Here is a 23,823-nt window from a genome sequence, read left to right as displayed (position 1 = left end):
ATGTTTGTCGAACTACCAAATAAAATGTACTACGGTATCGGTGAAGTTGCTGAAGCTTTTGCCGTCAATACTTCTTTAATTAGATTTTGGGAAAAAGAATTTGATATTCTCAAGCCTAAAAAGAATGCTAAGGGTAATCGTAAATTTACGCCCGAGGACATTAAGAATCTTGAGTTAATCTATCATTTGGTTAAGGAGCGTGGATTTACACTTGAAGGAGCTAAAGTCCATCTAAAAGAACAGAAACAAGAAGCATTAGAAAGCTTTGATATTATTCGCAAATTGGAGTCTATCAAAGCACAATTACTCAAAATAAAAGAAAATTTATAAGCAATCACAGATCAATTTAATTTTTAATTTATGAAAAAAATCCTAGTTCCTATATTAGTTATTGCCGGTATCGCAATGGTGTTATATTTTGTATTTGCAGGTCGCTATAACAAAGCTGTTACCTTAAAAGAAGATGCAAAAACAGCCTGGTCAAATGTAGAAAGTGCATATCAAAGACGAAATGACTTAATCGGAAATCTTGTGAAAACAGTGCAAGGTGCTGCCGATTTTGAAAGAACTACATTGACCGAAGTAATTCAGGCGAGAGCAAAAGCAACCTCTGTGACTATAGATCCAACCAATATCACTCCGGATCAGCTGCAACAATTTCAACAAGCGCAAAGTGGTTTGTCATCTGCTTTATCCAGATTATTAGTTTCTGTAGAGCGCTATCCTGATCTGAAAGCGAATCAAAACTTTATGAATTTGCAAACACAATTAGAAGGAACTGAAAACCGTATCAATGTAGAACGTAATCGCTACAACCAACAAGTTGGCGAATTTAACAAATACATAAAAGTATTTCCTAACAATATAATTTTAAGCATGTTCGGGAGTTTTGATGAAATGGCACGTTTTGAAGCAGATGCCGGTTCAGAAAACGCACCTGATGTAGATTTTGATTTCAAATAATGTCCAAAACAGAACAATTTTTAACCCCTGCTCAAGAGAAGCGTATAGTAGATGCTATTCGTGTAGCCGAAAAAGCTACCTCGGGAGAAATTCGGGTACATTTAGAAAAAACTTCCAAGCTGGATCCTATTGATCGGGCTAAGGAGGTTTTTCACTTACTCAAAATGGATCTGACTGAGCTTCACAATGGAGTTTTAATTTATGTTGCTGTTGAGGATCGAAACTTTGTAATCTATGGCGATCAAGGCATCAATGACGTAGTTCCCTCTGATTTTTGGGAAACCACTAAGGACATAATTTTAGCACATTTTAAAAAAGGAGACTTTACACAAGGCTTGATTGACGGCATACTATTAGCAGGAAAACAATTACAGGAGCATTTTCCTTGGGATCATACTGATACTAACGAGCTCTCCGATGAAATTTCAAAAGGATAAATGCAACAAAAAGTTTCTACAATACAACTCTTATTTTTAGTTTTTTTAGGCTTTCTTTTTTTCAACAGCAGCTATGGCCAGCGCGAAATTCCTAAAATTCCTACTAAACAAACAGCAGTCTATGACGAGGCTCAGTTATTGAGTGTCGGGGAGGCACAAGAATTAGAGCAAAAACTTGTACGTTATTCTGACACTACCTCCACCCAGATTGTCATAGCAACAATTGTATCCCTTGAAGGAGAAAATATAGGGTTATACGCTGCAGAATGGGCGCATGAATGGGGAATCGGTCAGGAGAAAGAAGATAACGGTGTTTTTATTCTAGTCGCCAAAAATGAGCGAAAAATATGGATAACTACGGGGTACGGAGTTGAAGAAAAGCTGACTGATTTCAATACAAAAACAATTATTGATCAAATCATAACGCCCCAGTTTAAAAATGGGAATTTTTATTCAGGTTTAGACATGGGTACCACGGCTATTTTTGAAGTGTTGGCCGGGACTTTTGAAGGTAGTCGTAAAAAGGATGCTCCGAATTTTCCCATTGCACAAATTATTATTCTGTTTTTTGTATTTCTTATTATTATCAGAGCTATTGCTAAAGGTAATAAAGGCGGAAAGGGTGGCGGTAATCGCGGTCATCGATCAACAACAGGAAGTATACTTGATGCTATCATCTTAAGCAGTCTTGGTCGAGGTGGCTTTGGCGGTGGTGGTGGTTTTGGAGGTAGTTCTGGCGGTGGCGGATTTGGTGGCGGTTTCGGCGGCGGCGGCTTTGGCGGTGGTGGAGCCGGAGGAAGCTGGTAATTTACTAACTAATAAAATACAAAAACACGCATCTTTGCTTAAATAGCTATTAGATGCGTGTTTATTAGTTTTGTCACACAACCTTAACTAACTACCAGTGGAGTCTCATACGTTTGTTTAAAAACATTAAACGCGGCATTGGCACCTAAAACCGCTTCGTTGATATCGTGCTCACTATAGTCACTTGCCTCTATGGTTACACAAAAAGATTTCCAACGAGCTACATGCACTTTAGGATCTCCTCCAAAAAAATGATGTTCTTTAATTTCTTGTAACGCTGGGCATTGAGATAAGTGCTTACTAATCATCATGCCCCCCAACATAGAACCCTCAATCACATATAACATGCCAATTAGTTGCATTGGAGAAGGCTTCTGCTTCAGACTGATCTCTGTTGCTTCATATTCCTCTGATAGCTGTGCTAAATCTTTACGCAAGACAGCAGACTTTTGAGTCGAAACAAATTGCTTGATTTGAGCTGGTAACAGATCACTATGCTCGTTTATGTAGTTCTCTATAGTGCTATAAGCACGTAGGTTTTGTTGTAATAATTTCTTATACTCAGGTGAACTGATAGTATGATTCATAATCAATCCCGCATCATTCAATCCTTCTACTTCCTTATGCAGTTCAGCTGTTTTTTCTTTAAGAATCTTCAGCATTATATCGTTGTTTTATCTTTAGAAGATCTTCTTTGATCCTTCTTATACTTTCTTTGTGATCTTGATCCTGACGAAACGAAGTTTTCAAAAATTTCTCTAAAATAGCGACAGTTTCTTTACTTTCCGCAATACGCCTACTCGCAGCTGTACGGACAACACTATTCTTGTCAACCGCGGTAAAATATGGTAGTAATTTTTTATGTAAAATCTCCATATTCTTTTTAAGAATATATCCTGAAGCACCATTTAAGATTGTTTCTGCCGCTAGTTCCTCATCATTGATAGATCCTGTCACAAAAACAAAAGTAGTGAAAGGCGCTATTTCCTGCGCTAATTCTAAAACCTCCATGCCGGTAAATGTTGGCAGGTTATAATCACACAGAATAATGTCTGGTGTGGACGTCTCTAATATGGATTCAATTTGGTTTAAGTCAATAGCTATTTGAATGTAGGCATTGTTCGCAATCTTCGCTATTTGCCGTTTCATTAAAACTACATCAGTTTCGTTATCTTCAATTAACAAAATCCTGATTTTATTAGTAATCATAGTTGTATTTATTAAGGTCTGTCCAATAATGAACTATCGACTTTACCGTATCCTTTAAATTTACGTAATTTTTTGGTTTCTCAACATAACTACTCGCCCGATTCTCATACGCTTTGCGAATATCTTTGGGTTCGACTGATGAGCTCATCATAATTACCGGGATATGCTTTAGTTTTTTGAAGGTTCTAATATGCTGAAGCAAATCCAAACCGTTCATACCTACCAGTTTTAAGTCTAACAAAATCATAGATGGTAGTTCATCTGTGATTATAATTTCGTTTAGCCACTTTAAACAACTGTTAGCATCATAAAAATGTTTTAGCTTACAATTATCAATTTCTTTAACGAATATTCGCTGCATCAGCATTAAATCACTTTCGTTATCTTCTACATAAAGAATGCATTTACTACGCTTCATTATTTCTTAACTTCTTTATTTAATTTAAAATAGAATATAGACCCTTTATCTTTTTCACTTACTGCCCAAATTTTGCCATTGTGTTTTTCTATAGCACGTTTGACAATTGCTAGGCCAATGCCGGAACCTTGATATTCATTTCCTACAAGACGATTAAAAACACCAAAAATTTTCTTACTATGTTTAGCGTCAAAACCAATACCATTATCCTGAACAAAATAAGCCTGTTCCTTCTCTGAAAATCCGATAGTAACTAGCGGTTCTTTACTTTTGGCAGAATATTTTAAAGCATTTCCTACCAAATTATTTAACATCTGAAATAGCATAGAAGAATCCCCATACACATCTGGAATATCATCTTGGACATCAATAACCGTATTGGGATAACTAACTTTTACATGTTGAAAATTCACCACTTTATCGATCAATAACTCCATAGAGAAATTCTGATAACTTGCTTTCTGCTGGCTCATTCCTGAAAACGAGAGGATATCATCAATCAATTCATTCATTTTATTGGTAGAATCGATGATTGTATGAATGGCACTTTGACCAAACTCATCAAGTTTTTCAAAATAATCTTCTTTGATTATTTGTGCAAAGCCATCAATTCCTCTTAACGGAGCTCTTAAATCGTGTGAAATACTATAACTGTAAGCTTCTAATTCTTTATACGCTCGCTTTAATTCATCGTTCAAGGATCGTACCTCATCATATTTTTGAATAATAATGGTAGCAATATTATTCCTGAGTGCATCGGCCGCAGCGATTTCATAGTCCTTCCAAGGTTGTGATACGCCCGAAACCGTTTCTGTCCATTTCTCAAAGGATTTACGCGGACTTAATCTTGCGTTCTTATCAACTTGTACGGGTTTGTCGGGATTGCCAGCCCAATCTACTGTTTGTTCTTGTTCAGCTTTAAACCATAATAAGCAAGGATTGTTATTCTTTGAAACAGAAACATGTAAAACTCCCGAAACCAACGCTGCATACTTACCGGCATCCGGATAAACCGTACTCAATTTATTTGTATAGAACATCTCACCATTGGGTCGATTTTTTAAAATCCAAGAATTTAATGCTTTGACCTCAGCCTCCTCTATAGTAGTTCCAAGCAGGATACACTTTCCGTCCACGAGAATAGCACCTCCCGATGCTTCCGTAAGATCTAACATTGTTAATTCATGTTCAGAAAGTCCGTTGGCCACATTCCAGTTTTCGCTCATTTGTTCTACCAATTTATTACGAGTTGCACCGGCATTGTTGATCTTATGTAACTGTGCATTGGAGGATTTGAGGGCTAACTGGGTAGAAAAAACCTGTGTTAAAAATTTACATGATAATCTCTGTTGAAAATTAATAAATTTAGGACTATAATGATGACAGGCAATCAATCCCCAGAGTGTATTATTGAAAATAATAGCGGCGGTGAGCGTAGCACCTACCTTCATGTTTTTCAAATATTCAATATGTATTGAGGAAACTGCTCTGAGTTCTGCTCTTGACAGATCCAATGGATCTTTGACGTTCAAGCTTTCTAAACTTGCAGGTTCCGAATCTACATCAGCGATGATACGAACCCCTTGCTTTAAAAATAATTTACGTGCCTGCTGTGGAATATCAGTAGCCGGATAGTTTAAGCCTAACCAACTTTCTAGTTCATCCTCTTTAGCTTCCGAAACCACTTCTCCATTCCAGTCTGCATCAAATTTATAAAGCATCACACGATCATACCCCAAAAAATCTTTTATTAAATGTGCAGCACTGTTGCACATATCCAAATCAGTTTCAGCACTCCCTAACTCGGTAATAATATCGGTCATTTGCTGCTGATAGTAAATCTGATCTATAGAATCCCCTATCGGTTCGAATTCAACTATTAAATAGTTTTCATTTTTATGCGCAATACAGATATATGGAAGCGAGTTGACCGTTACCTGAAGTGGTACAACCTTATTGTTATCAGTATTTTGGATAATTCTAGTGACAATAGTATCTTCAAGTATACTGTTGAGTGCCACTACAGCTGGATCAGATAGACCTTCCTTTAAAAACTCCTTAGCATTCGAGCTGAAGTACGTTAATTTCAAAGTTTCAGAGTCAAAACCTAATAGAATTCCATGATCTTGCACTTTTCCTAATATATGAATAGGTTCTTTATCACAATTGGTTAAATCAACTTTTTTAGGATACAGCGCCGATGGACTTGTCATAATTTTGTTCTATTAATATGCTTTAATTTTGAAGTAAAATGTACTACCGACCCCTAGTTTAGAGTCTACCCAAATCTTACCGCCATGCAATTTTACAATCTTTTCACAATGAGCCAGACCTACTCCGGTACCTTCATATTCGGTCTCTGTTTGCACTCTATTAAATATGGTAAATATGGACTCAAGGTCTTCTTCTGCCATCCCAATCCCATTATCAACGATAGAAAATATATGGTAATCATTATCTCTGAATGAAGTGATTCTAACATCCGGCGTAACATCCTCACTACAGTATTTAATAGCATTACTTATCAGGTTTTGAAACAATAAACGCAACTCGACCTTTAATCCTTTTACTACAGGTAATTTACCCACGTGTATTGAAGCACCGCATTCATTAATTCGTTTGCCTAAGTCATATTTTACTACCTCTACTAACTCTTTGGTATCAACATTTTCCATTTTAGGATGTCTACCAATACGACTGTGTTCTAATAAAGCGGTTATTTGATCGCTTAATCTCCCTGACGCCTGATGGATATAGTTGATATATTCCTTAGCTTTTGCCGGTAAATCATTAGAGAATTTCTTGTTGAGAATATCACTTCCAAATCGTATGGTTCCTAAAGGCTCTTGTAAATCATGTGAACAGATAGACACGAACTGTTCCAGATCAAAATTGGCTCGTTCTAATTCTATTTTTTGCTGTTCAATTTTTTCTTGTTTCTTTTTCAATTCAGAAATATCAACTAAAGTAGACCGACTTCTAATGATTCGTCCCTCATCATCACGAACTGCTTCTGAGTTGAGAATCACAGGAATTTCTTTCCCATCCTTAGTGAGCAGTACCATCTCTTCACTTACAATTTTCCCTATTTTTCGAAATTGATCCAATAATCGCAGGGTTTTTTCATGATATTCTTTCGCATAAATATCGATAATCGGAAGTCCTACAACATCTTCCTTTTTATCGTATCCTAATGTTCTGTAAGCCAAACCATTACACTCTGAAATAAATCCTGTACTTGCCTCAACACTCAAGTGCATCACAGGGTCATGTTCATAAAACGTTTTGAATTTTTCTTCACTTTTCCGAAGCTTTTCTTGTGATTTATGAATCGTAGTGATGTCGATCATCGTAATAACAACACCACTCACACGTCCTGTTGAATCAATGAATGGTGATATCCGTTGAATAAAATGCTTTCCGTTACGATTTTCGATACGTTTCTCGAACATTTTATTGGTAGTCATCACCTTTTTAGCATTATCGACCAATGTCTTACGACGGGAGATGCCAAAATTGGATATAAAGTTTTCGATAGGTCGACCTACATCTTGCTTTACCAAATTGAAATTTTCTTTGATGGCCGGAGTAAACTTACGTATGGTCAGTTCTTTATCTAAAAAGATCGTTCCAATTTTGGTGCTATTAAGTAAGTTATCCATATCTGCATTAAGATGTGCCAAATCTTCGACCTTCTGGATATGTTCTGCGTTAACGGTGTGTAGCTCTTCATTAACACTTTGTAGCTCCTCATTCGTACTTTGTAACTCTTCATTAGAAGCTAACAGCTCCTCATTCGAGGCTTGTAACTCTTCATTGCTGGTCTCGGTCTCTTCTACTGATCGCTTTAAATCTTGCTTAGCTTCTTCTAGTTCCTCCTCAAGATCCTCAATGCGCTTACTTGACGTTCTTTCTGCATTCGATTTTTCTACAATCACCTGATCATCAGGCTTAAGATCATGCTCTATTAAGGTAACTACGTAATTATACTGCTGATCCACCGATCGTTTTTTGATCGGCTTCACCATGATATCTATCAACTTATTAGAATCATCTTCACTTACTACTACGTCTTTATATAAAAACTCGGCATTCGCACGTGACGCTTTCTTTACGGAAATTGAAACAGCTGTTTTTAAATCTTCAGAGAGCATTTTCAACAAATTCACAGAAAAACCCTGCGCTGGAAAGGTTGCATATTTATAAAATTCACCTTGTGCATCGATGATATTGAAATCTTCATCAATTTGAATACTAGCCGCCCCAAATTGCTTGAGAATAGTGCTGCTTATCTCATTAAGTATCTCATTATTGGGATTAGCATTGATCGTACCAAACTTAGCCTTAGTCGGGAAGGACGCCGCAGTTTGTCGATCACTTGAAGATTTTAAAACTTCTGTACGCAAACGCCTGGAAGATTCAACATTTCTAAAAATTTTCCATTTTCTACTAATTTCTTCAAAATACTTTTTTTGTGCTCCTAGACTCTCGCTCGTTCCTAAAAGCAATACTCCATTGAATTTGAGCGAATAGTGAAGTACGTGCAGTGCATTGTTTTGAACAGAGTTCTGCAAATAGATAAGTAAATTACGACAGACCACCATATCCATGTTATTAAATGGTGGGTCTTTAATAATGTTATGATTAGAAAATATTACATGTTTTCTAACATGATCTTTAATTACATAACACTTATTTTCTTCGATAAAATAGTCAGATAATCGCTTATTTGGAACATCTGCAGCTATTCCCAAATCATATTTACCTTTACTTGCGATGTCAATATGATGCTGCGATATATCAGTAGCAAATAACTTTAACTCTATTTTCTTGTCTTGTTTTTTAATTTCGTCCAAAAAAGCCATGGTCAAAGAATAGGTTTCTTCGCCGGTACTACAACCTACATCCCAAATTTTTAAAACCTCTCCATCGATTTTTTGAGAAACTAAATCAGGAATCACCTCTTCTTCTAAAATCTCCCAAACCTTTGTATCTCTATAAAATTTAGTAACTCCAATAAGAAACTCTTTATGTAATATTTGAATTTCCTCTGGATGTTCTCTCAAGTACTTAAGATATTCTTTTAACGAATCGGCACGCATAATTTTTACACGTCGTGCCATTCTTCGAACTAACGTTGGTTTCTTATACAAGGTAAAATCAAGATCCGTACTGCGTTTTAAAAGCAGTAAAATTTCATGCAATATCTTTTCATCATAATGCATATCATCATCCAGAGGGTTAATAACCTCTGGTGCACTAAAATAATCGATAATCTCATCCATCATCTGCTGTACGGGGAGGATATAATCCACTACCCCTGTATCAATGGCACTTTCTGGCATTCCGCCAAAATTTGCTTGTTCAGGTTGTTGGGCAATTACGATACCACCCTGTTCTTTAATAGAACGTATACCTCTGGATCCATCACTACCGGTGCCGCTTAAGACAATACCGACACTATTCTCCTTGCAGTGCTCTGCCATAGACTCAAAGAACATATCAATAGGCAAGTTAAGTTGCTTGCCCTTCGGTTTTTCGAGTAATTTAAATTTACCATCTTCTATAACCAAATTACTAGAAGGCGGAATCATATAAATATGATTAGGTTTTATCTTGGATTCATTCTTGACTTCAACAATTGGAATTTTGGTGTTTTTGGATAACAACTCTCCCATTAAGCTTTTATGATCCGGGGATAAATGCTGTATAACTACAAAAGTGAAATCACTATCTTCGGGAGTATTCTCAAAAAAACTACTAAGCGCCTGAAGTCCACCTGCGCTCGCTCCTACAGCCACAAGTATATTCTTCCCTGTACTATTTTTATTCATCTAAAAAAATTGCAAATGCGTTAAAAAAAAACACTTATTTTTTCAACAACTCTAAAAACACTTTAAATGTTAAATAAAAGTAAGTATTTAGCTTACAAAGTAATAGTTTTAACTTAATTTCAAATAAATTTAAGCGCTTTTTTAAGTTAAGTTTAAGAGGTGTTTATTCTTTTAAGAACACGGTGCTTATTTATTTTTTTCTAAAGTACACCGATACAGGTACACCATGAAAGTCGAACTCTTTACGTAACTGATTTTCTAAATATCGCTTATACGGTTCTCTAATATATTGTGGTAAATTACAGAAAAATGCAAATTGTGGTTGTGGTGTGGGTAATTGCATACAATACTTAATCTTCACATACTTTCCTTTATATGCAGGCGGTGGGTTACGCTCTATGATAGCTAACATCGTATCATTCATGACACTTGTTTTTATCTTCTTAGATCGGTTTTTATACACCTCAACAGCTGTCTCAATAGCCTTAAAAAGTCGTTGCTTCGTCAATACAGAGATGAAAACTATTGGTACATCGGTAAAAGGAGCTATTTCCTTACGAATATGCTTTTCAAAATCCTTAAGCGTGTTACTCTCTTTATTCTCAACTAAGTCCCATTTGTTAACTAATATGACAATCCCCTTGCGGTTACGTTCTGCCAACCAAAAGATATTTTGCACTTGTGCATCAAAACCCCTGGTAGCATCGACTACTAACAAACATACGTCACAATGCTCAATGGCTCGTACAGAACGCATGACCGAATAAAATTCCAGATCTTCCTTAACTTTGGCTTTTCGACGGATACCCGCTGTGTCTACCAAATTAAATTCAAATCCGTAACGATCGTATTTAGTATCAATTGCATCCCGTGTGGTTCCTGCAATATCAGTTACAATATAGCGATCCTCACCAATTAAGGCGTTGATAAAAGAGGATTTTCCGGCATTAGGTCTTCCTACTACGGCAAAACGTGGTAACTCAGAATCCTCCTCTTCTTCTACCTCTGGCAGCGCTTCTATTAATGCATCGAGTAACTCTCCTGTGCCGCTTCCGTTAATGCTGGCAATCGTATAATATTCTCCTAAACCTAATGAATAAAACTCAACTGCATCGGCCTCACGTTGTCCGTTATCTACTTTATTTACCGCCAGAAAAACCGGTTTGTCCACTTTGCGCAGTAAATTGGCGACATCCTCATCCATCCCGGTTACCCCGGATTCGACATCCACCATAAAAATAATGGCATCTGCTTCTTCAATAGCCAGTTCAACCTGCTTATCTATTTCTTCTTCAAAAACATCATCACTTCCCTTAACATACCCACCGGTATCAATCAATGAAAATTCTTTTCCGTTCCAATCACTCTTGCCGTAATGACGATCACGAGTCACCCCACTCACTGCATCTACAATAGCTTCTCTTCGTTGTATCAACCTATTAAAAAAAGTAGATTTCCCTACATTTGGTCTCCCTACAATGGCTACAATATTACTCATAGAATTTTTTCTAAACTTTTTGCAAAATTAGCCTTTTTATTTTTGGTACGCTATTATTGCTCTATTTGAATTTAACTTACTACAAAAAACTTAAAAAATTGAAAAAGACTTAGAGCGATGCTCTAAGTCTTTTTCAAATCTTACTGTTGTTTACCAAGTATACCGCTTACTTATTATAACCGAAACGCTTGAGTTGACGCTCGTTACTACGCCAATTTTTATTGACCTTGACATATAATTCTATATGAATTTGCTTTCCAAAGAATTTTTCTAATTCTTTACGCGCCTCAATCCCTACTCGCTTCAAGGCAGCACCTTTATGACCAATAATAATTCCTTTTTGAGAATCCCGCTCTACCATAATAACAGATCGGATTCTAATTATCTCATCTTCTTCAAAAAACTCTTCCGTTTCAATCTCAACCGAATAGGGAATTTCTTTTTTATAATGCATTAATATTTTCTCACGAATCGCTTCGTTTACAAAAAATCGTTCCGGCTTATCCGTTAACTGATCTTTTGGATAAAATGCCGGTGATACTGGCAATAATTCTACGATACGACCAAATACCTCTTTTACATTAAAATTTTCTAAGGCACTAATTGGATAAATCTCGGCATTCGGCACTTTTTCTGCCCAAAACTTCATCTGCTCCTCCAGTTGCTCTTGATTCGACTTATCAATCTTATTCAATAATAAAAGTACGGGAATCTTGGCATTGGTTATTTTGGCAAAAAAGGCTTCATCTTTTAAGTCCTTTTCACCTATCTCAACCATATAGATTAAGACATCTGCGTCCTCGAATGCTGACTTTACAAAATCCATCATCGAAGCTTGCAATTCATATGCAGGTTTAATAATTCCCGGAGTATCTGATAAGATAACCTGAAAATCATCACCGTTTACAATTCCCAAAATACGGTGCCGTGTAGTTTGTGCTTTGGATGTTATTATGGATAATCGCTCTCCTACAAAAGAGTTCATCAAGGTTGATTTACCCACATTTGGATTTCCTATAATATTTACAAAACCGGCTTTATGTGACATATAATGTTGTTTATGGATACAAAAATACAGCTTTATGATGGTTTAAATGACTTTTTGTGTTAAATACAAGATAATTGGCAATTGCTTTGTTTATCTTTTTATTAAATTTGTTAAACAAAATAACATATGCGACTCAAATCTAATTTACCCACAAAAATCTGCCCGGTCTGTAAACGACCCTTTACATGGCGGAAAAAATGGGAACGTAATTGGGATGAAGTACTTTATTGTAGTGAACGTTGTCGCAGAAACAAAAATAGTGTTCTAACAAAACAATCAGAGGAATAACAGCGTATGAGTTCAACTGCTATAGTTTGGTTTACAAATGATTTGAGGGTTTCTGACAATGTATCCCTGATGAAGGCTCAAGCTCAAAATGAGTGTGTAATTGCAGTATATTGTTTTGATCCCAGACTTTTTGAGAATACTGGATATGGTTTTAAAAAAACTGAATATTATCGGACTCGCTTCCTCTTAGAAACGGTGCAAGAACTGCGAGATACATTGCAGCGGTACAACATTACCTTATTTACCTATGTTGATCTTCCTGAAAAGATACTTCCAAAAGTGATAGAAAGCTATAGTGTAAGCAACATTTATCTTCAAAAAGAATGGACAAAGGAAGAATATAATGTGATAAATAATGTTAAAAAGAACACCTCTCATTTATCGCTTCAGTGGAATTTTTCATACGATCAATTTTTATATCATCCAGAAGATTTGCCAATGGACATCGGTGAATTGCCTAAAGTTTTTACAAACTTTCGTAAACAATGTGAAAAACACAGCAGGGTTCGAAAATCGGTCACGATTTCAAAATTTCCGGATGCTAATCTGATCGAAAACGTTACATCATTACCAACCCTGGAAGACTTAGGATACCAAGCTCGTCAACAAGATTTCCGTTCCGCTTTTCCTTTTAAAGGCGGAGCACTACAAGCGCAAAAGCGTCTCGATGAGTACTTCTGGCAATCGCAACAGCTGTCAACTTATAAAAAAACACGTAACGGCTTGGTGGGAACCGAATATAGTTCCAAACTATCTGCTTGGTTAGCGAATGGTAGTATTTCTGCCAGAACTATTTATTGGGAAGTAAAAAAGTATGAAAAGGATATCACAAAAAACGAGTCTACTTATTGGCTAATTTTTGAGCTAATCTGGCGTGATTTCTTTAAATATGTATCGCTAAAACACGGAAATGATGTTTTCAAAATCGGCGGTATTCTCAAAAAAAATTATACTTGGTCTACTGATAAAGAGGACCTAAAGGCCTGGATCCATGGACAAACAAAACAACCGTTTGTCAACGCCAATATGATCGAATTACGCAAAACAGGATGGATGAGTAATCGTGGTCGACAGAATGTAGCTTCTTACTTTGCCAAAGAGCTACAATTAGATTGGCGTATCGGAGCAGCTTATTTTGAAGCCTATCTCATAGACTATGATGTACACAGCAATTATGGGAATTGGATGTACGTAGCGGGTGTTGGCAATGATCCGCGTGATCGCAAATTTAATATTGAGTTACAAGCTAAACGATACGATCCTCAACAAGAATATCAACAATTATGGTTACAACCATCTTTATTTTAAACTTATGAAATTACGCTTAATTCTTGGTGACCAACTCAATTTGAATCATTCATGGTTTACTGCCGTTGATGATACTGTCCTCTATTTTATGGCAGAAATGCGACAGGAAACTGATTATACGACACACCACATTCAAAAAATAGTAGCGTTTTTTGATAGCATGCGCAATTTTTCGGAAGCACTAAAAAAACAAGGACACCAAGTGTTGTATTATTCTTTAGATCATCGAGAGAATTTACAGGATTTATCCGAAAACATCAAACATCTTATTAAGGAAAAAAACATAACTACATTTGAATATCAGTTGCCTGATGAGTATCGATTAGACCAACAATTAACCGACTTGTGCAAATCACTATCCATCGAACATAAAGCATATGATACAGAGCATTTTCTGACCACCCGAACAACGGTATCTGATTTTTTTGAAGGAAAAAAGCAACTGACCATGGAATATTTTTATCGTTTCATGCGAAAGAAATATGACATTTTAATGACAACTGCTAAAGACCCTGAAGGCGGTCAATGGAACTATGATCAAAATAACCGTAACAAATGGAAAGGATCTCCCCCTATACCTGAAGAAAAACAAACTACAAAAGATATTACATCATTAGTTGATTTGCTCAGGAAGGAGAAGGTAAAAACTATAGGAAATATTGATCCGAATAGTTTCAACTGGCCTACATCCAGAAAAGAAGCTCTGGACACCCTATTTTACTTTTGTGAAAATTTATTAATACATTTTGGCGATTATCAAGATGCAATGCATCCCCATCAAAACTACTTATTTCATAGTCGCTTGTCCTTTGCTATGAATAGTAAAATGTTACACCCGAAGGAGGTTATCGATACTGTGATTGATTATTGGAGACATCATAGCGATGCGTTTGATATCTCACAAGTAGAAGGATTTGTTCGTCAAATTTTGGGTTGGCGTGAATATATGCGCGGAATTTACTGGAAAGAAATGCCCGCTTACGCGAAAAAAAACCATTTAGAAAACCATAATAAGCTCCCTGAGTTTTATTGGACAGGAAAAACAAAGATGAATTGTTTGCATCACGCAATTAGCCAGAGTCTTGATGACGCCTACGCACATCATATTCAACGATTGATGATCACAGGAAATTATGCGCTACTTACTCAAGTGCATCCTGATGAAGTCGATCAATGGTATCTAGGGATCTATATCGATGCTATAGAATGGGTTGAAATCACTAATACCCGTGGTATGAGCCAATTTGCAGATGGCGGACTCGTAGCGACAAAGCCCTATGTTTCCAGTGGAAGCTATATTAATAAGATGAGTACTTATTGCAAAGGATGTCATTACAAAGTTTCAAAAAAAACTGAAGAAGATGCCTGTCCTTTTAATAGCTTGTATTGGAATTTTTTAGATGAGAAACGAAGCTATTTTAAAGATAATTCCAGAATGAAAATGATGATGAGTATGTTAGATAAAATGGATCCGGAGAAAAAGGAAGCCTATAGAAAGAGAGCACAACATATAATAGCCCACCCCGATGCGTATTGAAAAAGAGGAAATAAATGTGGTTTGGTTTAAGAGAGATTTACGTATTTTAGATAACGAGGCTGTCTATAATGCCATCCAATCAAAAACACCAACGCTTCTCTTGTATGTTTTTGAACATTCACTACTAGAGGATAAACATTATAGTGAGCGACACTGGAATTTTGTTAAGCAATCACTCGTTGTAATCAATGATCAACTAGCGCCATACAACACTAAGCTTCTAACCGTCTTATCCGAAATAACCTCGGTTATAAGTACATTACAACAATTTTGGAAAATAAAGACGATTTTTAGTCATCAGGAAACCGGTATTCGTCTAACGTTTGATCGTGATAAAAATTTTACCAGATTTTGTAAGAATAATCGAATCTCTTGGAAGCAGCATATAAACAATGGAGTTTTTAGAGGAGAAGAAGATCGGAAGCATTGGAAAGAAAAATGGATTGAGTATATGCAACACCCCTTATTAGAATTTTCTCCGGATCCCGATAGTTTTATTCCCTTACATACGATTGACTCGTTAACCACCCATTTTAATTCCGTTCCGCTGGAGACCAAACCTAATCCGCTCATGCAAATGGGTGGATCAATTATGGCACGACGCTATTTAATATCATTTTTTGAAGAGCGTATTCAAAATTACAATGCCCACATCTCAAAACCCGCGCTGGCACGTAAAGGATGTAGTCGATTATCCCCATATCTGGCTTGGGGTAATTTATCGGTACGACAAGTATTTCAGTATGCCAAGGAGAAAAGAAAAACTTCAGTCTATAAGAAACAAATTGATTCATTTACATCACGTCTGCGCTGGCAAGCACATTTCATTCAAAAATTTGAAATGGAAGACACCATGGAATTTGAAAGCATCAATAAAGGATATCATAAACTAAAAAAACAAGTGTCTGATGACTACAAGATTGCCTGGAAAACAGGGCAAACCGGTTATCCACTAATTGATGCCTGTATGCGATGTCTCAACGAAACAGGGTATCTTAATTTTAGAATGCGAGCTTTGGTGGTGTCGTTCTTTACTCACAATTTATGGCAACCATGGCAAGAAGCTACCTCGCACTTATCACAGATGTTTCTTGATTTTGAACCCGGTATACATTTTCCGCAGTTACAAATGCAAGCTGGAGAGACGGGTACCAATATGCTTAGAATTTACAATCCGGTAAAGAATAGCATCGAACATGATCCGCGTGGAGACTTTATAAAAAAATGGGTAAGCGAGCTACGTGATATTCCGTCTCAGTTTATACATGAACCCTATAAAATGACAGCTCTGGATCAAAAATTTAACGATTTTGTAATCGGAGTTGATTATCCAAAACCTATTGTAGCATTATCTCCTACTCGAAAACATGCAAGTGATACCCTTTGGGGATTACGAGATGATCAATTAGTGAAAGAAGAAAGTCTACGAATTTTACGGAAACACACACTACCTGACAGAAAAGCTTTTGATTAAAAAACAATAACAATGAAAACATCCTTAACACCAAGAGAAATTGATCGTATTATAGAAATGGCATGGGAGGACAGAACTCCTTTTGATGCAATTTTATGGCAATTTGATCTTGCCGAAGAAGAAGTGATCAAACTAATGCGTCGTGAGATGAAACCATCAAGTTTCAAAATGTGGCGAGCCCGGGTACAGGGAAGAAAAACCAAACATGCCAAGAAGAGAAATTTTGAAGAGGGACGATTCAAATCCACCAGGCAAAAACAAATAACACATAACAAAATTTCAAAACGATAAAAATGACAACAAAGAAACCCGATGCAGTAGTTTTTGATGAAAAAGAGCAACGTTATGATGCCGGACTTAAGGCGTATGCCACCAATGTAAGTGCTCCTGCAATAACCATAGAAGACACCGCCGCCTGGAAAAATAGAGGCATCGCAAATGTAAATCACCAAATTCAGACCAAGTTTGATGAATTAAAGCACGAGTATGAACAATTAATGCATCAATTTGAGTACAACAATCTTATTTATAGCTCAAAATTTAATTTTGAGCCCGTCATAGGAGCGACTTATTATTTATATAAAAGAAAAAATGAGGAAACTTTCTTATCGGTTATTGCTCCTCAAGAATGTAATTTTAAATATATCGGAACATTTCAGTTAAAAGCAGATCGCATGTGGGAAAAAATATGATATAGCTAGACGACAGAGTTTAAGCTTTTAAAATAGGCTTTTGCTCTTTGATTTACCTTTGGTGCCAGCAGCAAACCCGAAATCACTGTGGGAATAGCCATTAATGCAAAAGCGCTATCAATAAGGTTAATGGCAAAATCTATCTTAACCACAGCTGCAACTACGATGGATGGAATATAGATGTAGTTATAGTACTTTCCATATTTTGGTTTGGTAAGAAACCCGAGACATAAATTACCATAATAGGAATATGAAAACAAGGTAGAAAAAGCAAAAACTAAGATCATAATAATTAATATAATATCTCCAATTCCGTAAGGTAAGACCGAGTTAAATGCTTTTAACGTAAGTGTTATTCCATTTTCATCTCCATCTTTCCAAACCCCGGTAGATAAAATTGCCAAGGCGGTTAATGTACATACCACTAACGTATCGATTGCCGGTCCTGTCATAGCTACCAAACCTTCTCTGATAGGCTCTTTGGTTTTGGTAGTACCATGCATCATAGGTGCGGTACCGATTCCGGCTTCATTAGAGAAAGATCCGCGTTTAATACCCGTCTTAATCAAATAACCCAATGCTCCTCCGGCTACGGCTTCTCCGCTAAAAGCGTCTTTAAAAATTAAAATAAACATTTCGGGAACATATTCGATTTGGATAATCAATATGGTGAGCACTGTAATAAAATATAAAGCTACCATTGCAGGAACTAAGCGACTTGCCACTGCTCCTATTCTCTTGATACCCCCGAGTATTACAAATGACGCGATAATTGCCAAGGTAATACCAATATAGAATTTATCTCCCTCTGTCCAGCCCATGACATCAACCAAAGTTTGGGTGAGTTGATTAGCAGTAAACGCAGGTAAGGTACCTACCAATCCAGCCAGAGCAAATAAAATTGCCAACGGTTTCCATTTTGATCCTAATCCCGCAGTAATTACATACATCGGTCCCCCTAAGGGTATATTTTTCTCATCTTTGGATCGGTACATTATGGCTAAAGAACACGTATAAAATTTGGTTGCCATACCGATAATACCACTCACCCACATCCAGAATATAGCTCCGGGACCTCCTGCGACTATAGCAATTGCGACACCACTTATATTGCCCATACCAACGGTAGCAGCAATTACCGAGGATAATGCTTGAAAGTGTGTAAGTTGCCCGTCTTCCTTACCATCATCAAATTTGCCCCGCAAAATATCAATAGCATGTTTGAAGTATAAAAAAGGTGTAAACCGAGAATAAATTAAAAAGAATAACCCCCCTCCAATTAATAAAAATAATAACGGCCAATCCCAAATCCAAGAGCTGAAAGCGGCTACGAGTTGTTCTATTCTTTTAAACATAGAGGGTAATTAAAACTTATATCCAAAGATACTATATAAACTAAGATTCTTTATTTGATAAAGTATCATTATTCTTATTTTATAAATCGGGGCTTATCAATACCACGATCGTACATAACAATACTTCCTGCAACCGCCACATTGAGACTAAGTTCGGATTTAAATTTGATTAAGAAATGTGACCTATCGATTGCTTCTTTTGATAGGCCATGGTCTTCAGCTCCTAATAAATAAACACAACGCTTGGGATGTTTAAATGCTTCGAGAGCTTCGGCAGATTCTGTTAATTCAACTCCTACTAACATGGCCCCTTTGGGCAAATGCCTGTAGAAATCCTCAAAATTTTGGTAGTGAAAATAAGGCATTGCTTTTACTGCATTATGCGTATCACAAGCCTGTTTGGCATAACGATTACCAATCGTAAAGATAAAGCTTGCTCCCAGATTTTGTGCGGATCGCCAAAGCACGCCTAAGTTTTCAGGTGTTTTACCATTCTGAATTCCGATACCGAAAAATTCATTTTCAAAGTTATCTAGCATACTGCAAAAATAGCAAAGTAGTTTAAAAGTTATGGAAACACTATCAACCTGTATTGCGAACTCAACAATCATCCTCAAAATCTGAAGTACATGCGATTATCAGTTCCCCACGGGCTTTTAAAAGAGAGCTAGTAATTTTAGTAGTGACAGGTTCCTTTAGTTATCCTATTGAAAAACTTTATGATTTTAAATAAAGGAAATTTATTCGAACAAAAAGGTTTGTCAATCACATCAAAAACTTTTTTTATAAAGAGTTTCTTTCTCACTTCTGACTATTATTTTTTAAAATCTAAATAAACAAAACTACAAATGTTTAGAGGAGTTGCTGTTGAAAAAAGACGGGAGGTTGAGTTGTTAGGTCTTCCGAGAGTACTACGCCTGATTAATATGACACCAAAAACCACACAACATACTTATAGACAAACAATTAAATGTAATTTTTATAAAGCAAATCTAGAGTTGTTAATTCTCATTAACGAATACTAGATAGATGATTGCGAATACTAAAACATCATCCCCTGTACCTAATACGTATTGTATTTTTGAATTGAACAACCATCTAAACTATTACATCATGAAGAAGTATCTACCTTTATTTTCTCTGATATTCATACTTTATATCGGACGCTCTCAAGAGTTTGAGCGCTCTAACGCATATACAATAAAGAAGCATGTAGTAAACAATCAAACAGCTGCTCCTACCTTTATTTTGAAATTAGCTGATGCTCAAGGCAACGTTATCAACGTAGATCCACTTATCATTAGCGACACCGAGCTTTACGAAGAAGTGTTTATAAGCAGGCTAAAGAATCCGGGCTTAGAAGGTGTACAAGAAATTATAAAACTGGAAGTAGAGTATTACGCATGTTGTGCCCATGTGGATGCCTTCTATTATATGCTTAAAGATGATCAAACGGTGGTTGAAATACCTCAGCTTCAAAATGTATATTGTGAAGGTACTACGAGTGATTATCAATATATTTTTCCGAATCAGGAGTTTGGAATTGACGGTAATATTCTGAAAACTAAAGTAGGCTATACCAAAGATGCTACTATGAAGTATGTAAGTCTAAAAGAACGTTATACATTTACCAATGACATATTGATCTTAAATCCAGCGAATGCACTGACATCGAATTAAAAAAAGGGTTCCCCAAACCTTGCCTCATTGCTGCCATGATACACCAAATAAAAAAATTGCTGTCAAGTAAAAGCGACAAAACGTTATACTCAGCACATAATATATCTAATTATCCAACCATTTTTAACTCACTTTTTTTGTAAATGGAGTTACCCTATATTTGTAGTTGCAACCGAACCTACTCGGTTGCAAATCTACTTTTTACAATGTATAAAGGAACTATCGCGCATTTGAAATTTCCATATATAACTACTGCTGTTGTATTTTGTTTTTTCTCTCTATTTTATGGAATAGTAACTGCACAAGAATATCAGCTTCGTGGTTATGCCTTAGAAGACGGATTGCCACAATCACAAGTTTATGATATTACACAAGATGAAATCGGATATTTATGGCTAGGTACTCAAGGGGGTGGTCTCTCCCGATTTGACGGAGAGCAATTTATTACCTGGAATGAAAGTGATGGCTTGCTCTCAAATTATATTCATTCGCTAAAATTTTATAACGACAGCTTGTTTATTGGTACAAAACGCGGACTTTCAATTAAATATAAAGACTCATTTATTAACAGTGAAGGGCCCCGAGTAAATAAAATTTTTCGTTTTCAGCACAGCACGCTGCTCGCTACTAATGTAGGTCTATACTCGTATCACGCAGATCACGGCATGCAAAAGCTAAGTTTAAATGCTGATATCAATACCAGCATAATTAATGACATTTTGTATGACGGAAAACGCTATTGGATTGCCACCAGCAAAGGTCTGTGGACCACTACAACATTAGATAAAGAATCGAAAACTTTAAAAAAGAAAGTGTCTAAAAACTTTACAGCACTTCATAGGTACGGGCACAAATTATATGCTTCTGCTTTTAACACTGGTTTTTTTGTGTTCGATTTAAATTCAAAATATCGTCTTGGACTTGCCATACGCCAACCATTGCGTATCAATGCTATCTCCAGACAAAATACGAATGAATTATGGATGTCTTCTGATAACAATGGAATTTATAGGGTAGATCCCGACACTTATAATATTATTGGCAATATTAACCGAGAAACTGGCCTGGGTGTTTCCCATATTCGTAAAGTAGCGAACGATCGTAACGGAAATATTTGGATCGCTACCTCGGGTGCGGGATTTTATAAATATTACTTCAATAATTTTACCCATTATAATCAACAAAACGGTTTAAAAGGAAACCGGGTGTATGCGGTACATGCGACTGACGCCAATATTTGGGCTTCAAACTCTGAAGCGGGATTGGTCAAAATTGATTCATTGAGTGTACAATCTATCCCCTTGGAAGATGAATTAATTTCGACAAAAATCAAAACTATTACCAGTGATAGCTCTGGTAATATCTGGGCTGGTACGGATGGTAAAGGAATTTTAATAAAAGAACTTCAACAGAGAGATAGTATAGTAATTGATAGCAGCAATAAGAAGTATCCCATCATTGACACCTTAGTCACTACCTCCTTTACAACTCATATACTAAATAAAAATTCGGGTCTACCATCAGAGTGGATTCGTAGTATTTATGCTCGTAATGATACGGTCTGGGTAGCTTCGTACTCATCCGGAATCTTTAGATTCACCTATGATTTTGATAAAAAACGGATCAGAAGACTCAAATTTTTCAGTACCCGTAACGGTATTGACGATCTACTGATTCGGGATTTAAAAGCCGATCCATCAGGTAAGCTTTGGTACGCTACCCAAAATGGACAATTAGGGTATTTAAAAGGAAATAGAATAAAACATTTTACGAATCCCTTACCGCAGCGTGTTGCTATAAGCAGCATACTTTTTCATAATAACACTATGTATTTGGGCACTGCAGGAAGAGGCATTTGGCACGGAGATCTAACTGCTGATGATCTCAAGTTCACCAAGCTTAAGGGAGTCAAAAATCCATTTTCCAACAACATATATCAAATGATATTCGATAATGATGGAAACTTATGGGTAGGAACTGAACGTGGCGTAGATAAAATTATACTTAACAAGTATAACGAAATCGTGGATTTGTACCATTATGATCGTAATGATGGTTTTTTAGGTATAGAAACTTGCCTCAATGCTATTGATAAAGATGCAGAAGGCAACCTCTGGTTTGGAGCTATTTACGGTTTATCAAAGTATCAATTAGGACAGGCATCTAAAAAAATTACTCCTCCCAAACTTTATTTTGAAGATGTAGAAGTGGCTTATAAGAGTGTTGATTCTATTAATTGGACTCGGTGGCAGAATGAATCACAGGTTTTACAGTTAAAACCTACCCAGACTCAACTTACTCTAAGCTATCAGACTGTTGATATTGATCACCCTAACGAAATTGAATATCGTTTTAGATTAGACAATGCTATCTGGAGTCCATGGACCAAAGAAAACAAACAGAACTTGGCTGGTTTAGCTTATGGGGATCATTTGTTTACTGCGCAATCCAGAAATTACCGTTGGAAAGAAAGCAAACCCATCTCATTGCAATTCTTTATTGACAGTCCGATCTACAAGAAAACCTGGTTTATTTATTCCATGTTAGCCACGGCTATCGTGTTGATTTCCCTCTGGACACTATGGTATCTTTCAAAACTCAAACAAAAAAACCTCGCTGTACAGGAAAAACTGCAAATGCAAAATCATCTGCTTACCTTAGAGCATAAAGCTTTGAGACTACAGATGAATCCGCATTTTATCTTTAATGTACTCAACGGTATCAAAGCTATGGGAACCAGTAATCCTGCTAAAATGAATAGTACGATTAATAGTTTTGCTACATTGTTACGCGAAACTTTATACAATTCGAGAAAAGATTATATCACCTTAGATCAGGAAATCAAAACCTTAAAAAACTATATTGAGGTTGAACAGTTGATGGCCAGCAAACCTTTTTTATACCAGTTTCACTTAGAAGAGGAGATCGATACAGAAGAGGTGCTTATTCCGCCAATGCTTATTCAGCCGTTTGTAGAGAATGCCATTCGACATGGAATATTGAAGGGAAAGCAAAAAGGAAATCTTCAATTACGATTTGAGATTAAAAATGATTTTTTACATTGTACTATTATTGATAATGGTGTGGGAATATTTCAATCTAATAACAGTAAGACTAAAACCGATCATCAATCCATGGCACTAACCGTTACGCGCGAGCGTTTGGATTCGATTACGGGTAAGGGAGCACTGAAAATTAAAGAAATAGTCCTAGATGACAAAAGTATTGGAGGAACAGAAATCTCCTTTAAAATTCCGGTAACAACAGACTATTAA

At 36.4% G+C, this 23,823-nt stretch carries 21 protein-coding genes; 12 read left to right on the top strand and 9 right to left on the bottom strand.

Annotated elements, in window-relative coordinates; all coding sequences use genetic code 11:
• Genes ACJRPK_RS05090 through ACJRPK_RS05075 form a run of 4 tightly spaced genes read left to right on the top strand, consistent with a single transcriptional unit; the run spans position 1 to position 2,207 of the window.
• Positions 1-330: a MerR family transcriptional regulator gene (locus ACJRPK_RS05090; protein ID WP_148781374.1), complete on the top strand. Its 330-nt coding sequence runs from the start codon at positions 1-3 to the stop codon at positions 328-330.
• A gap of 30 nt (positions 331-360) precedes the next feature.
• Positions 361-963, top strand: coding sequence for a LemA family protein (locus ACJRPK_RS05085; RefSeq protein ID WP_148781373.1), 603 nt, complete (start codon positions 361-363; stop codon positions 961-963).
• Positions 963-1,400, top strand: coding sequence for a TPM domain-containing protein (locus ACJRPK_RS05080; RefSeq protein ID WP_407138708.1), 438 nt, complete (start codon positions 963-965; stop codon positions 1,398-1,400). Before ACJRPK_RS05085 ends, ACJRPK_RS05080 begins: the two co-directional genes overlap by 1 nt.
• On the top strand, positions 1,401-2,207 hold the full coding sequence (locus tag ACJRPK_RS05075; protein WP_407138707.1) for a TPM domain-containing protein: 807 nt from the start codon (positions 1,401-1,403) through the stop codon (positions 2,205-2,207).
• Between the two features lie 83 nt (positions 2,208-2,290).
• Here the strand turns inward: ACJRPK_RS05075 and ACJRPK_RS05070 are convergent, their stop codons facing one another.
• The 7 genes from ACJRPK_RS05070 to era form a co-directional block, all read right to left on the bottom strand.
• Positions 2,291-2,869, bottom strand: coding sequence for a biliverdin-producing heme oxygenase (locus ACJRPK_RS05070; protein WP_407138706.1), 579 nt, complete (start codon positions 2,867-2,869; stop codon positions 2,291-2,293).
• Positions 2,853-3,416 (bottom strand): response regulator, encoded by a 564-nt coding sequence (locus tag ACJRPK_RS05065; protein ID WP_407138705.1) that lies wholly within the window; start codon positions 3,414-3,416, stop codon positions 2,853-2,855. The genes ACJRPK_RS05070 and ACJRPK_RS05065 overlap by 17 nt, the downstream gene beginning before the upstream one ends.
• A complete protein-coding gene (locus ACJRPK_RS05060; RefSeq protein WP_407138704.1) occupies positions 3,406-3,834 on the bottom strand; it encodes a response regulator in 429 nt (142 codons plus the stop codon). The genes ACJRPK_RS05065 and ACJRPK_RS05060 overlap by 11 nt, the downstream gene beginning before the upstream one ends.
• Entirely contained in the window at positions 3,834-6,047 is a 2,214-nt protein-coding gene (locus tag ACJRPK_RS05055) for an ATP-binding protein (protein ID WP_407138703.1), read from the bottom strand. Before ACJRPK_RS05055 ends, ACJRPK_RS05060 begins: the two co-directional genes overlap by 1 nt.
• A gap of 12 nt (positions 6,048-6,059) precedes the next feature.
• A complete protein-coding gene (locus ACJRPK_RS05050; protein WP_407138702.1) occupies positions 6,060-9,668 on the bottom strand; it encodes a chemotaxis protein CheB in 3,609 nt (1,202 codons plus the stop codon).
• Between the two features lie 190 nt (positions 9,669-9,858).
• Positions 9,859-11,166: a ribosome biogenesis GTPase Der gene (gene der / locus ACJRPK_RS05045; RefSeq protein WP_407138701.1), complete on the bottom strand. Its 1,308-nt coding sequence runs from the start codon at positions 11,164-11,166 to the stop codon at positions 9,859-9,861.
• Between the two features lie 166 nt (positions 11,167-11,332).
• Positions 11,333-12,214: a GTPase Era gene (gene era, locus ACJRPK_RS05040; RefSeq protein WP_148781364.1), complete on the bottom strand. Its 882-nt coding sequence runs from the start codon at positions 12,212-12,214 to the stop codon at positions 11,333-11,335.
• 126 nt (positions 12,215-12,340) lie between these two features.
• On the opposite strand from era, the gene ACJRPK_RS05035 reads away from it, so the two are divergent.
• From ACJRPK_RS05035 to ACJRPK_RS05010, 6 genes are read left to right on the top strand one after another with little or no spacing between them, the layout of a single operon-like run.
• The gene (locus ACJRPK_RS05035) at positions 12,341-12,502 is read left to right on the top strand and encodes a DUF2256 domain-containing protein (RefSeq protein WP_407138700.1); all 162 of its coding nucleotides are present in this window, start codon (positions 12,341-12,343) and stop codon (positions 12,500-12,502) included.
• A 6-nt stretch (positions 12,503-12,508) separates the two neighbouring features.
• Positions 12,509-13,810, top strand: coding sequence for a DASH family cryptochrome (locus tag ACJRPK_RS05030; RefSeq protein WP_407138699.1), 1,302 nt, complete (start codon positions 12,509-12,511; stop codon positions 13,808-13,810).
• A gap of 4 nt (positions 13,811-13,814) precedes the next feature.
• Positions 13,815-15,347: a cryptochrome/photolyase family protein gene (locus ACJRPK_RS05025; protein ID WP_407138698.1), complete on the top strand. Its 1,533-nt coding sequence runs from the start codon at positions 13,815-13,817 to the stop codon at positions 15,345-15,347.
• Positions 15,337-16,821: a deoxyribodipyrimidine photo-lyase/cryptochrome family protein gene (locus ACJRPK_RS05020; RefSeq protein WP_407138697.1), complete on the top strand. Its 1,485-nt coding sequence runs from the start codon at positions 15,337-15,339 to the stop codon at positions 16,819-16,821. Before ACJRPK_RS05025 ends, ACJRPK_RS05020 begins: the two co-directional genes overlap by 11 nt.
• 12 nt (positions 16,822-16,833) lie before the next feature.
• Positions 16,834-17,112: a TIGR03643 family protein gene (locus tag ACJRPK_RS05015; protein ID WP_407138696.1), complete on the top strand. Its 279-nt coding sequence runs from the start codon at positions 16,834-16,836 to the stop codon at positions 17,110-17,112.
• Positions 17,113-17,114: 2 nt separating this feature from the next.
• Positions 17,115-17,513 carry a DUF2452 domain-containing protein gene (locus ACJRPK_RS05010; protein ID WP_407138695.1) on the top strand — a complete coding sequence of 133 codons (399 nt, stop codon included), beginning with the start codon at positions 17,115-17,117 and terminating at the stop codon, positions 17,511-17,513.
• 5 nt (positions 17,514-17,518) lie between these two features.
• Here ACJRPK_RS05010 and ACJRPK_RS05005 read toward each other — a convergent pair whose 3' ends face one another.
• Positions 17,519-18,868: an alanine/glycine:cation symporter family protein gene (locus ACJRPK_RS05005; protein ID WP_407138694.1), complete on the bottom strand. Its 1,350-nt coding sequence runs from the start codon at positions 18,866-18,868 to the stop codon at positions 17,519-17,521.
• 74 nt (positions 18,869-18,942) lie between these two features.
• On the bottom strand, positions 18,943-19,407 hold the full coding sequence (locus tag ACJRPK_RS05000; protein ID WP_407138693.1) for an RNA methyltransferase: 465 nt from the start codon (positions 19,405-19,407) through the stop codon (positions 18,943-18,945).
• A 574-nt stretch (positions 19,408-19,981) separates the two neighbouring features.
• Here ACJRPK_RS05000 and ACJRPK_RS04995 point away from each other — a divergent pair.
• Together ACJRPK_RS04995 and ACJRPK_RS04990 are read left to right on the top strand one after the other, a co-directional pair.
• On the top strand, positions 19,982-20,548 hold the full coding sequence (locus ACJRPK_RS04995; protein WP_407138692.1) for a hypothetical protein: 567 nt from the start codon (positions 19,982-19,984) through the stop codon (positions 20,546-20,548).
• Positions 20,549-20,754: 206 nt separating this feature from the next.
• A complete protein-coding gene (locus ACJRPK_RS04990) occupies positions 20,755-23,823 on the top strand; it encodes a two-component regulator propeller domain-containing protein (protein WP_407138691.1) in 3,069 nt (1,022 codons plus the stop codon).

Origin of the sequence: Aquimarina sp. 2-A2 (assembly GCF_045505135.1) — a bacterium.
Taxonomy (GTDB): Bacteria; Bacteroidota; Bacteroidia; order Flavobacteriales; family Flavobacteriaceae; genus Aquimarina; species Aquimarina intermedia.
Note: the sequence above shows the minus strand (reverse complement) of the source record. Positions and strands in the feature narration are given on the sequence as shown.